This window comes from Clostridium yunnanense (assembly GCF_016595795.1).
GTDB lineage: Bacteria > Bacillota > Clostridia > Clostridiales > Clostridiaceae > Clostridium_AR > Clostridium_AR yunnanense.
Genome location: NZ_JAENHN010000041.1, coordinates 44,749 through 57,902 on the forward strand (window position 1 = coordinate 44,749; position 13,154 = coordinate 57,902).

Annotated in this window: 12 protein-coding genes and 1 other annotated feature; all 12 genes read left to right on the forward strand. The window is 30.9% G+C overall.

Features of this window, described 5'->3' with window-relative positions; all coding sequences use genetic code 11:
* The first annotated feature begins 229 nt into the window (after positions 1-229).
* The 12 genes from JHL18_RS14595 (at position 230) to JHL18_RS14650 (ending at position 13,015) form a co-directional block, all read left to right on the forward strand.
* On the forward strand, positions 230-568 hold the full coding sequence (locus JHL18_RS14595) for a winged helix-turn-helix transcriptional regulator (protein WP_200270454.1): 339 nt from the start codon (positions 230-232) through the stop codon (positions 566-568).
* Between the two features lie 12 nt (positions 569-580).
* Positions 581-1,978: an aspartate ammonia-lyase gene (locus JHL18_RS14600; protein WP_200270456.1), complete on the forward strand. Its 1,398-nt coding sequence runs from the start codon at positions 581-583 to the stop codon at positions 1,976-1,978.
* Positions 1,979-1,992: 14 nt separating this feature from the next.
* Positions 1,993-3,228, forward strand: coding sequence for a [FeFe] hydrogenase H-cluster maturation GTPase HydF (gene hydF / locus JHL18_RS14605; protein WP_200270458.1), 1,236 nt, complete (start codon positions 1,993-1,995; stop codon positions 3,226-3,228).
* A 216-nt stretch (positions 3,229-3,444) separates the two neighbouring features.
* Positions 3,445-4,107 (forward strand): response regulator transcription factor, encoded by a 663-nt coding sequence (locus JHL18_RS14610; protein ID WP_200270460.1) that lies wholly within the window; start codon positions 3,445-3,447, stop codon positions 4,105-4,107.
* Positions 4,108-4,128: 21 nt separating this feature from the next.
* Positions 4,129-5,496, forward strand: coding sequence for a sensor histidine kinase (locus tag JHL18_RS14615; protein WP_200270462.1), 1,368 nt, complete (start codon positions 4,129-4,131; stop codon positions 5,494-5,496).
* A 17-nt stretch (positions 5,497-5,513) separates the two neighbouring features.
* On the forward strand, positions 5,514-6,536 hold the full coding sequence (gene add, locus JHL18_RS14620; RefSeq protein WP_200270464.1) for an adenosine deaminase: 1,023 nt from the start codon (positions 5,514-5,516) through the stop codon (positions 6,534-6,536).
* A 180-nt stretch (positions 6,537-6,716) separates the two neighbouring features.
* Positions 6,717-7,199, forward strand: coding sequence for a GAF domain-containing protein (locus JHL18_RS14625; protein ID WP_200270466.1), 483 nt, complete (start codon positions 6,717-6,719; stop codon positions 7,197-7,199).
* 591 nt (positions 7,200-7,790) lie between these two features.
* Positions 7,791-7,982: a DUF4250 domain-containing protein gene (locus tag JHL18_RS14630; RefSeq protein WP_200270468.1), complete on the forward strand. Its 192-nt coding sequence runs from the start codon at positions 7,791-7,793 to the stop codon at positions 7,980-7,982.
* Positions 7,983-8,234: 252 nt separating this feature from the next.
* Positions 8,235-8,375, forward strand: a complete 141-nt coding sequence (locus JHL18_RS14635) for a hypothetical protein (protein ID WP_200270470.1) — start codon at positions 8,235-8,237, stop codon at positions 8,373-8,375.
* Positions 8,376-8,412: 37 nt separating this feature from the next.
* Positions 8,413-10,290: a bifunctional diguanylate cyclase/phosphodiesterase gene (locus tag JHL18_RS14640; RefSeq protein WP_200270473.1), complete on the forward strand. Its 1,878-nt coding sequence runs from the start codon at positions 8,413-8,415 to the stop codon at positions 10,288-10,290.
* Positions 10,291-10,590: 300 nt separating this feature from the next.
* On the forward strand, positions 10,591-11,970 hold the full coding sequence (locus JHL18_RS14645) for an MATE family efflux transporter (RefSeq protein WP_200270475.1): 1,380 nt from the start codon (positions 10,591-10,593) through the stop codon (positions 11,968-11,970).
* Between the two features lie 43 nt (positions 11,971-12,013).
* Positions 12,014-12,249 (forward strand) — a binding site (T-box leader).
* A 247-nt stretch (positions 12,250-12,496) separates the two neighbouring features.
* Complete coding sequence (locus JHL18_RS14650) at positions 12,497-13,015, forward strand: tryptophan transporter (RefSeq protein ID WP_200270477.1); 519 nt, start codon at positions 12,497-12,499, stop codon at positions 13,013-13,015.
* The last annotated feature ends 139 nt before the right edge of the window (positions 13,016-13,154 follow it).

The window sequence follows — 13,154 nt, forward strand, 5'->3', positions numbered from 1 at the left end:
TATCTCCTCTGACTTAAGAATTAGTTAACAGCATCATCGTTTAAATAAGATAAAATAAAACTTCTAATTTATATTTAAAGCTGTTTTTAGTAAATTGACTTTATATAATAAATTATATATCCTAATATAAAAAGAAGTAAGTATGCACTTATTTGTTATATACTTAACAAAAAGTAAGTATTAAGATAGAATATACTCAAAATGACTATTATGCTTATAAGGGGGAAAAATGGATAAATTTATTGATAGATATGGGGAATGCCCAATGTATTACACTATTTCTGTGTTAGAGGGAAAGTGGAAATGGATAATACTATGGGAGATATATAGAATGGAAGTAGTTAGGTACAGCAAGTTGAAAGAAAGACTCCAAACAATTGCGCATAAGACCTTAAGTCAACAACTTAAAGAGCTTGAGGCAGATAAGATAATAAATAGAAAACAGTATAACGAAGTTCCCCCTAAGGTAGAATACTCTTTAACAGAAAGAGGAAAAAGCCTTATTCCTGTTCTTGAGATCATGTCAAAGTGGGGGGCAGAAAATATGGTAAAGGAAGTAAAAATGTAAAGGAGCAGAGTTATGGATTTTAGATTAGAACATGATATGCTAGGTGATAGAAATATAGTTGATTCTAAGTATTATGGAATACATACTATAAGAGCTATGGAAAACTTTAATCTTGGAGACAGGTACGTAAATATAGATTATGTGAAAGAAATTGCAACTATAAAAAAAGCAGCAGCGTTAGTGAATTCAAAGCTTAAAAGACTAGATGAAGAGAAAAGTAAAGCTATCATTAGAGCAGCAGAAGAAGTGGCAGACGGCCTGTTTAATGATAGTTTTAGGATAAATGCATTTCAAGGTGGAGCTGGAACCTCTACTAATATGAATGTGAATGAAGTTATAGCAAATAGAGCTTTAGAACTATTAGGTGAAGAAAAAGGAAATTATGATGTTATTCATCCATTGAATCATGTAAATATGTCTCAGTCTACAAATGATGTATGTCCAACTGCTTTGAGAATTGCGGCTATAAGAAAGATAAGAAGATTAGCTGATGCTTTAGCAGATTTGCAGGAAGCTCTTCAAGTAAAGGAGAATGAGTTCGCAAATATATTAAAGCTTGGTAGAACAGAACTTATGGATGCACTACCTATGATGGTTGGGCAAGGGTTTGGTGCTTATGCAAAAGCTATAGAGAGAGATAGATGGAGAATTTATAAGGTTGAAGAAAGACTTAGAGTGATAAATATAGGTGGCACGGCAATTGGTACTGGACTAAATGCTACAAATAAATACATTTTTATGATGACGGATATGCTTCAGCAGCTTACAGGGCTTGGGCTTGCACGTTCTGATTTTCCTATGGATATTACTCAAAATGCTGATGTTTTTGTAGAGGTTTCAGGACTTTTGAAAGCTTGTGCTGTTAACTTAATGAAAATATCAAACGATTTAAGACTTTTAAGTTCTGGTCCTAAGGGTGGTTTTGGGGAATTAATACTTCCAATGAGACAGCCAGGATCGTCCATAATGCCTGGAAAGGTTAATCCAGTTATACCAGAGATGATAGCACAGGTTGCTATGAGGATTGTTTCAAATGACAGTGGGATAACTTTTGCTGCGGCCAGTGGGCAACTTGAACTTAATGCCTTCATTCCTCTTATAACAGAAAATCTATTAGAATCCTTAGAGTTATTAGAAAAAGCTGTTATAATATTTAGAGAGAAATGTATTGAAGGTATTGAAGTAAATAAAGATGTTTGCAGAGAGAATGTAGAAAAATCCACAGCTATGACAGCTGCTTTAATACATCATATAGGTTATGATAGATCAAGCGAAGTTGCAAAAAAAGCATTGGCTTTAGGAATAACTTTAAGAGAAGCTATATACCTAGAAGATATATTGACTAAGGAAGAAGTAGATGCAATACTTAACCCGTTAGAATTGACAAAGCCAGGTATACCTGGAAAGTAAGGAGAGAAGATTATATGAGTTTAAATTCTACACCTCGCTCAGAGCGAGTACATATAGCCCTTTTTGGAAGAAGAAATGCAGGTAAATCGAGTATTATAAATGCGATTACAGAACAAGAAATCTCTATAGTATCAGAAGTTAAGGGAACCACAACTGATCCTGTTTACAAAGCGATAGAGATACTACCAATTGGACCATGTGTGATAATTGATACAGCAGGGCTTGATGATCAAGGAGAATTAGGAGAACTTAGAATAAAAAAGACTATTGAAGTTTTAGATAAAGCAGATGTTGCACTTATAGTTGTAGATGGTGCTGTTGGTGTTACTGAAGAGGATATAAACATAGTTAAAGTAATAAAAGAAAAGAATATTCCTGTTTTAGGAGTATTAAATAAAATTGATCAACTGGGTTCCTATGATGAAGCAGCGCAAGAAATGGCAAAAAAACTTTCAATTCAAGTAGTTCCAGCTTCAGCTGCATTAAATAAGGGGATAAAGGAAATAAAAAACAAGATAATAAGCCTTTTGCCTCAGGAAGAGGATAAGTTTAAAATAGTTGGAGATCTTATAAATCCAGGTGATTTAGTTGTATTAGTAACACCAATTGATAAAGCAGCTCCAAAAGGAAGACTAATACTTCCACAACAGCAGACTATTAGAGATATACTTGAGAGTGATGCAATTGCGGTGGTTACAAAGGAACATGAATTAAGGCAAACACTAGATAGTCTTGGAAGGAAACCAAAGCTTGTTATAACTGATTCACAAGTGTTTTTAAAGGTTTCGGCAGATACTCCTAAAGATATAATGCTTACTTCCTTCTCAATATTATTTGCTAGATATAAAGGTGATCTTGCAGAGATGGTTAGAGGAATAAAAGCGATTAAGAAACTAAAAGATGGAGATAAGATCTTAGTATCTGAAGGTTGTACTCATCACAAACAGGCGGATGATATAGCAAGAGTAAAAATTCCTAGATGGCTTAGACAGCTTACAGGAAAAGAATTAAACTTTGAATATTCTTCGGGTGTAGTATTTACTGATGATGTTAAACAATACTCACTCATAGTCCACTGTGGTGGATGTATGTTAAATAGAACTGCAATGTGCTCAAGAATAGATGATGCCAAGGCATATAATGTGCCAATAGTGAACTATGGGATGTTAATAGCATACGTTCAAGGAATATTAGAGAGAGCATTAGAGCCATTCCCAATGGCTAAACTAGAATATGAAGAATTAGAGTAGTATTAAAAATGGCTTTAGTGATTTAGTATCACTAAAGCCATTTTTACTTTATAGAAAATTATATTTTATAGAAGCATTTCTTTTTAAAATGGTTTGCCTATAGATATTTAAACTTATTTTAAACTATTTATGTGAAAAAATATTAACTTTTTTGTAATAATTAGAGTATAATTATGATAATAAAATTAGCAAGATCCCTAAGAGGAGTGAATTATTATGAGTTATAAGATATTCTTAGTTGAGGATGATAAGAATCTAAATACAGTATTATGCTCTTATCTAGTAAGAGAAGGTTTCGAGGTGTCTAGCTTTTCAAAAGGTGAAGATGCTATAGAATCTATATATGAGAATCCTCATCTTTGGATTTTAGATATAATGTTACCAGATGTGGATGGGTTTACCGTTTTGAAAGAAATTAAGGCCAGTAATAAAAATATTCCAGTTATTTTTATATCTGCGAGAGATGCAGATATTGATAGGATAGTAGGGCTTGAAATGGGGAGCGATGACTACCTAGCTAAACCATTCATGCCTAGAGAATTAGTTATAAGAACAAAAAAGTTATTAGATAGAACATACAAAGAATTGGATTTATCAAGTGGTCAGTATTTATATGGGTATCTAATTGAAACAGATAAAAGAATAATAACAAAAGATGGAGAGGATGTAGGTCTTAGTTCTAAGGAGTTTGATCTTCTTATGCTTTTCTTAAACAATAAACAGAAAACTTTTTCAAGAGATGATATATTAAATATGATTTGGGGAGAAAGCTATTATGGAAGTGACAGGGTTGTGGATGATCTTGTAAGAAGGCTTAGAAAAAGGATGCCTGAACTTAGAATTGAGACTGTGTATGGATTTGGTTATAGACTTAATTAGAAATCAGTTAGAGGTGTTGATATGAAAAATAAATCTTTGACCTTTCAAGTTTGGGCTGTAAGTGCCGGTATAATAGCTGGAGTATTTATATGTTTAGTATTGTACTTTAATATATCAATAAGTTCCTTTTTTACTGATGAAACTTATAAAACCATAGAATTAGCACAAGATACTTTTCTTCATTCAAAGAATAAGGATAAAAATTTGGAGTTAGAAGAGATAAATGCTGAAAATATAGGCCGGATTCAAGATATAAGATCAGTAACTCAGGTGGTTTATCCGTATCAAAATTTAAATATTATTAAGAGGTTTTCTAGGTCTTCTTTAACTAATGATCTTATGAAGGTAATTGAAAAAGAGACAAGGACTCAAAATGAAACTAGTAAGAGATATGATTATAAACTCAGTAGTGGTAGATTATATTATGTTATAAAGAAGACTAACTTTGATGGAAAAGATTCTTACTTGATATCTTTCATGATGGATACTTATAGAAATAAACTTGTAAAGGATGTTACAGAGAAGCTAATAGTTGGAGGAATCATTGCAATAATGATAAGTTTAATGGTGTCTATGGCCTTCTCTAACTATATAACTGCACCGATAAAGTTTTTAGAAAGCAGAGTAAAAAGGATAGCTAAACAAGATTGGTATGACTCACTTAAACTTGAAAGAGGAGATGAACTTGGAGGTCTGGCGGAAAGTATTGAAGATATGAGAATCCAGCTTATAAAAAGAGATGAATGGAGACAAAATATGCTTCAGCAGGTTTCACATGAATTAAAAACTCCAGTTATGGTAATTAGGAACTATGTACAAGCAGTTGAGGATGGGATTTATCCAAATGGAACCCTTCAAGGGACAATGAAAGTTATAGATGAAGAAGCAGTAATGCTTCAGAAGAGGATAAAGGATCTGTTACAACTTTCAAAACTTGAATATGTAAACTCTAAACAGATTAAAAATCATTTATACTCATTATGTGATGTGATTTCTGATGTTTTTTATAAAATAAAAGCAAATAATATGGAGTTAGAATGGGATATAGAAACCTTAGAGGATGCATTTACTTTAGGAGATAAAGAGCAATTTACGATTGTGCTTGAAAACTTGTTTGATAATGCATCGAGGTATGCTAAAAAAAAGGTTGAGGTAAGTCTATATAAAGAACAAGGGAAATATACTATAAGAATATATAATGATGGTGAAAAGATAGATGAGGAAGAATTTGAAAATCTATTTTTACCTTTCACTAAAGGGAAAAATGGAAAGTATGGATTAGGTTTATCTATAGTAAGAGAAATAGTTGAGTATCATGGAGCAAATATACAAGCGAAAAATGAAGATAATGGAGTGGCGTTTTATATTGCTGGTATAAAAAATGGTTGATAAGAGAAGGTGATTATTTGAAACTTGAAAAATTATTATCTTTACCTAAGATACATCTACATTGTCATTTAGATGGTTCTGTAAGACCTGAAACGATGCTAGAACTTATAAAAAAAGATGGATATATGGAAGAAGACAAGAAAGAAGAGTTTTTAAATAAAATAGCAGTGTTAGACAAAACTTTTTCCTTAGAAGCATATTTAAAAAAGTTTGATATTCCGATATCCATAATGCAAAATAAAGAAAATTTAAAAAGAATAGCATATGAACTTATAGAGGATTGTAATACGGAAAATATAAGATATATAGAGATAAGGTTTGCACCTTGTTTCCATTGTAAGAATGGATTAACAATGGAAGATGTCATTCAGGCAGTACTAGATGGTGCTAATGAAGGTAAGGTTAAATTTGATGTGGAATTTAACCTAATTATATGTCTTCTAAGGCATGAAAGCTATGAAATAAATGATCAACAGCTTTATGCGGCAAAAAAGTTTTTAGATAATAAAGTGGTGGCTATAGACTTAGCTGGTGATGAACAAAGGTATCCAGCAGATCAATTTGTTAAGTTATTTGATAAAGCTAAAAGTTTAGGATTTCATATAACTATACATGCAGGAGAGACTGGGAACTTTGAAAATATAGATAAATCTATAGAATTACTTCATGCTGAAAGAATTGGTCATGGTACAGCAGCAATTGAAAGTCAAAAAACTATGGATATTTTACTTGATAAAAACATTCCCTTGGAGGTTTGTGTAACTAGTAATTATAATACTGGAATAGTAGATAGAATTATAGATCATCCAATATATAAATATATTAAAAAGAATTTAATTGTTACAGTAAATACAGATAACAATACTGTTTCAAATACCACTTTGAATAATGAGTATATAAAGATAATAAGTAATTTTAGATTAACTGATTTGGAAGTAATTAATACAATAGAAAATGCAATAAATTTTGCATTTTGCGAGGAAAGTATCAAAGATAAACTGAGAAGAAAGCTTTTAGACATGGGAAGTGAAGGAAACTAGAGTGATTAGTAAAGTAGTGAAGTTAAGCGGCCTAAAAGACACTGAAATGAACTAAGTTTATTTACAATGAAATTAGTGATTAAAAGTAACTTGTACTAAAAAAGATACTATGTTATAATTTCAAAAAGTTAAATAAAAAGTTTGTTTCAATAAATAAACAAGATGATGGGGGCATAATAAATGGAAGAAATGAGAGTAGCATCAGACACAAATAGAGAAGAAAATTATAAGTTTATGGTGTGGGGAGTAAGAGATCAACTTGAGACAGAAACTGATTTGATTGCAAACCTTTCAAATATTTCTGCGCTTATAAAGTTTTATATGGATGATTGCAATTGGGCTGGATTCTATATTATGAGAGATGGTGAACTAGTACTTGGGCCATTCCAAGGACTGCCAGCTTGCTATAGAATTAAATTAGGAAGTGGAGTATGCGGAACTGCTGCACAAGAAAAAACTGTTTTGCGAGTAGAAGATGTTCATGAGTTTCCAGGTCATATAGCCTGTGATAGTGCTTCAAATTCAGAAATTGTACTTCCAATAATTAAGGATGGAGAAGTATTTGGAGTATTAGACCTTGATTCTCCAAACAAAGGTAGATTTGGAGAACTAGAAGAAAAATATCTCAGAGAAGCGGTAGGGATAATAGAAAAACATATATAATGCTAAAATAAAAAACATATGATACTAACAAAAGACCTCCAACATGTGTTGGAGGTCTTTTGTTAGATTGAAATCTCAATCTAACAACACAAAGGACGAATATTTAATCAGGCATATAGTTAGAAGAGGTTAAAAGTGTAAAACTACTAAGGCTTCTTTTTAACACTGATTTTGGATAGGGAGAATTAATCTTGTTAGAAAAATTTCTGCTAATCTACTAGAGCCGTTGTCTTTCCAGTTAAGTTCCTTATCCAAAACCATATATTTCATCTAGAAAGCCTTTATAACTTATAATATTTCTCCCCTTATCATAAGTTATTCTCCTGAGATAGTATATTATATTGCAAAATAAGTAAAAAAGTTCCAACAACTATCAATTAGTTTGAGTTGATATTAAAAAATATATCCCAGTTTCATGATCTATAAATATAAAGACATTAATGCAAACTATGTAGTAAAATTAGATTTGATGTATATAATTTCTTGGGAAATCATTGGATGGTATTATTAAATAAGGTTTAAGCAATATCTAAGAGTAGTATAACGATATAGTGATAAACAAATTAATTAGAGAGAAGGAAAAAAAGAAAAATGGATAACGAACAAATTAAAAGCATGGACCCATTTATATTATTAAGCATAATAAATATGAAATTAAGAGATTTTTACAATAATTTAGATGCTTTGTGTGAAGATATTGATATATCTAAGGATGTATTAATTGATAGATTATTATCTGTAGGCTATACTTATCACCAAGAAACTAATCAATTTATTAGATAACAATTGATGCTAATAAAAATAATTTTAAGGTCATTAATAAATACTGTATTCATACAAAAGCTAAGGTTCATCTATATAAGACTATAAATTGTGCTAAAGATTCCAGAATTTATAGATTAAGTCATAAATTTTATTGGTGAATATAAAATACATTGTAAAAAAAATAATTAATATGAATAAATATGTTTCCAACAGCAATAATTTCTAATATAATAATTTATAAGTATATTAACGTAAAGGAGATTACTGTTGATGAAAAAAGGAAAATTGTTATTATTAGCTGCTGCTTCAATAACATTAATAGCTACTTTATTAAACGATAAAAATAGTTGCATAGAAGATGAGGGCTCCAAAGCAGGAGAAATTTTAAATACAACAAAAGACAATCAATAAGTTTCTTAATACTATACATAAATTTGGAGGTAATTACTTGAAAAAGAATATATACATTTTGGGTTATGCTGTTTCAGTTCTTGCAATTACAGCTATGAGTATTGCAGGTTTGAAAATAGTAGGATTCGTATTTAATTTAGCAGTTATATCCTTCTTATTTATGGTGTTGTTAAAACTAGATAAAGAGAAAAATATGCTAGTAGATTTAAATAAACAGCTTCAAGAAGAAGAAGAAAAGTATACTGTTGCAATTGAAGGTACTAGAGATATAATATTTCAATGGAATATACTTAAAGATGAAGTTCATTTTAGTGAAAAGATTAAAGAAATTGTAAGTTTTAATGATAATAAAATTATTAGTTATGAAAAAGATTGGTTACGGGTAATTCACGAAGAAGATAGAATCTTAGCAAGAAAGCATTTGCTTGATGCTATCGAGGATAAGAATGCAAATTACTATGAAACTGAATACAGAATAGTTGCTGAAGATAAAACTATAAAATGGCTTAATATTAAAGCAAAAATTATAAGAGATGATTTAGGAAAATCAACATGGCTATATGGTTCAATGTGTGATTTAACTGATAAAAAAGAAAAAGAACTTAAAATTAGTTATATGAGTTACTATGATTCAGTTACGGGATTACATAATAGAAATTATCTTAAAGTACTTATAAATAAGTATCTTAAAGAAAATAAGGTTAATCAAAATAAAGCAGCATTAATATTAATAGATTTAGATAATTTTAAATACATAAATGATGTTTTTGGTCATGATTATGGTGATGATATATTAAAAATTATAGCTCAGGCTTTGAAGGATATTGTAAGTCAAAGAGGAGATCTATTATGTAGATTTGGTGGGGATGAGTTTGTAATTTTTATGCAAGATATAGAAGATTTAAAGGATGTTAACTCAGTTGCTAAAGAGATAATTGATGTGTTTAATAATACTAAAAATCTGATGAATGAAATGATATTTACTACTGCAAGCATAGGTATTACAGTTTTTCCAGATGATGCCGTTGATTATAAATCATTACTAAGAAATGCAGATGTTGCTATGTACAAAGCTAAAGGAAATGGTAAGAATATTTATCAGTTTTTTGATGACCAAATATCTCGTGAACAAAATAGATTTTACACCTTAGAAAAAGGTTTAAGAAATGCACTAGAAAAGAAAGAATTATATGTTCAATTTCAACCTAAAGTAGTTCTAGATGATTCTAAGATAATGGGATTTGAAGCCCTTATCAGATGGAAAAACGAAGAGCTAGGTATGGTAAGTCCAGTAGAATTTATACCAGTGGCTGAAAATACAAGGCTTATAATACCAATAGGTTTTTTTGTAATTGAAGAAGTGTGTAAGAAGTGCAAGGATTTGATTGAAAAAGGACACGATGATTTTAAGTTAGCACTTAATTTATCAGAAATACAACTTAGAGATGATAATATAATTGAGTCATTCAAAAAGTTAACTGAGAAATATAATATAGAACCAAAGTATATAGAGATTGAAATAACAGAAAGTTTGCTTATGAAATCTTTTGATAGAAACATAAAGATACTTGCTTTCCTAAAGGGGTTAGGCTTTAGTATTGCACTGGATGATTTTGGTACTGGATATTCGTCGCTTAACTATCTTACCAAGCTACCTATTGATGTGCTAAAGATAGATAGAAGCTTTGTATCTGAACTTGAGGGTAACTTAAAAAGTCAGTATATAGTAGAGAACATAATACAGCTATCTCATAAGTTAGGTATTAAGGTTGTGGCAGAAGGTGTAGAATACAAAAATCAAGTTGATTATTTAAGAAGTATTTTCTGTGATTTTGTCCAAGGCTACTACTATAGTAAACCAGAAAGCTATGAAAAAATCGTTGAGCTTATGGAAGAAGGATATATTGTTGCATAGAGTTTAGGAAGTTCCTTCCTAAACTTTTTTACTGTAAAGCAAAGTATAAAAATTTTGAGTTATCTAAACCTAGATATTTCAATGGTTATAAAAGTTTTTAGGGTTGTACAGTAAAAAAACAAAACTTGTTCGCCTGTCAAATTTTACTCATATACATTGCGAAAGGCAGATACGTTAAAAAAGCTCACTGAAGAAGATAGCTTCAGCGACTTTTTTACTGCTCTAATCTAGAAACAGTTGATTGGTTTTAAAATAATTGTAAGTGAGGTGCGTAGAACCTTATATAAAAAGGAGGTAACAATGAAAAAAAGAATAATACTTACAGAAGGCAATATAGTTAAGACATTAATACAGCTTTCTCTACCTATAATGGGCACTTCATTTATTCAGATGGCTTATAATATGACGGACATGCTTTGGCTTGGAAATTATGGCAGTAAAGCTGTAGCTGCAGTTGGAACTGCTGGATTTTTTTCTTGGTTTGGAAATTCACTAGTTCTTATATCGAAAACTGGTGCTGAGGTGGGTGTAGCACAAGCTTTGGGGAAAAATGAGAATAGTGAAGCAAAAAAAATTATAAATAATAGTATTAAGCTGAACTTAATAATAGCTGTTTTATATGGATTGGCACTTATCTTATTAAGAAAGCCATTGATAGAATTTTTTAAATTAGGAGATAGTGATGTTATACATATGGCAGATATATTTTTAATAATATCCGCCTTGGGAATGGTATTTACTTTTATGAATCCTATCCTAACAGGGATTTTCAATGCGTCAGGAGAGAGTAAGATTCCTTTCTTAATAAATACTGTAGGGCTAGTATACAATATGGTCTTAGATCCTATACTTATATTTGGATTAGGTCCAGTGCCTGAAATGGGGGTAACAGGAGCAGCTATTTCTACAGTTACAGCACAGATGGTAGTGACTTTCCTTTTTCTTTATGCACTTAAAAATAGAAAAGATGCATTTTTGAGAATTAAACTATTTGATAAACTCGATATAAAATCAGTTAAGAAGATACTTAGATTAGGATTGCCAGTAGCACTGCAAAATGGTTTGTTCTCTATATTTGCTATGTTTATTGCTAGAATAATAGCAGTATATGGATCAACTGCTATAGCAGTTCAAAAGGTAGGAGCTCAAATAGAAGCAATATCATGGATGACCGCAGGGGGATTGTCTACTGCACTAAGTGCTTTTGTTGGACAAAACTTTGGAGCTAAAAAGTGGGATAGGATATTTAAAGGTTATTTCGCTACAATACTTCTTGCATCAGCGATAGGTTTCTTTGCAACTATATTATTGGTTTTTGGTGGAAAAGCTATTTTTGGAGTGTTTATACCAGAAGCTGAGGCTATAAGCTTAGGAAAAATGTACTTAAGGATTTTGGGATATTCACAATTGTTTATGTGTATAGAAATAACAACAAGTGGAGCTTTTAATGGATTAGGTAGAACATTATATCCTTCAATAACTGGCATAGTCTTAACCGGTGCTAGAATTCCTTTAGCAATCATTCTTTCGTCACCGAACATTCTAGGTCTTAATGGAGTTTGGTGGAGTATAAGCATAAGTAGTATACTAAAGGGAATAATCCTTTCAGGAATATTTGCAGTGGTCGTCTTAATTCCTAAAAGAAAGGAATTAAAGGTTTTAGAAAAATTGATCAATTAGATATTGACATTAGTTGGAAGTGGCATTATAATTTATATAAATAATGAATCCTTTGATAAGGGATAGTAGCAGGAATAAAAGTGTTACAGAAAGCTGCACTTGATGAGAAGCAGTACATGGATATCCGGTGAATGGGCCTTTGAGGAACAATACGAAATCTTTTGAAAGTAGTTGATGTCGTTTTCTGCACGTTATAGCAGAGAAGGTATGATTGTACCTGATAATGAGAGACCTTTATTGGTAACTTAGGTGGCACCGCGGATATACTCCGTCCTATTTTTTAGGATGGAGTTTTTTTATTGTTTAAAAATCAGGTATGAAAGCAAAGTCTTCGAAAGGTATGATGGAAAAGAGTTTATCTTTCTCATATACATTTAAAAAGACAGATGCTTAAAAAAATATAAATTTTCACTACAGGTATAACTGTAGTTAAGAGCTAGGGAGGTGAATTTGATGAAGTGAAGTAAAAAATATAATAATTTTAACTGTAGAGCAAATATAATAATAAATCAGGGGGTATTTTGTAATGAAAACAAGAAAAATGATAATAAATGCTATACTTTTAGCAATTGGGGCATTGCTTCATCAGATTACACCCGCGCTAGGATTACCGATTCAGCCAGACTTCGCGCTTACTATGCTATTTATAATTTTAATGATAAATGATGATTATAAGACTACTTTCATAGCTGGAATAATCATAGGAATATTCACGGCTATGACAACTAAATTTCCAGGTGGACAGGTACCAAATATGATAGATAAGATAATAACTGCAAACCTAGTTTTCCTTATACTAAAGGGTTTAAAAGGAAGAGTAAAGGATACTTTAACTATAGGAATAGTTCTACCTATAGGTACTCTTATAAGTGGGCTTATATTTTTAGAGTCGGCGTCAATTATTGTGGGGTTACCAGGGAGTTTCACAGCTTTATTTATGGCAGCAGTATTACCAGCGATGATATTAAACTTGATCGTCGGATTGATACTCTATAGAATAGTAGCTAGTTCGTATAAAATGTATAATAGAACAGATATGATGTGATCGCAATTAAGTAAGAAATATAAAAAGATAGGCTGTGATTTAATATAAACACAGCCTATCTTTTACTGTATAAGAGCTTATAAAATTTTAACAATACCGGTGTATATGATTTGAAATTTTGAAAAGGTTTAAATATAAA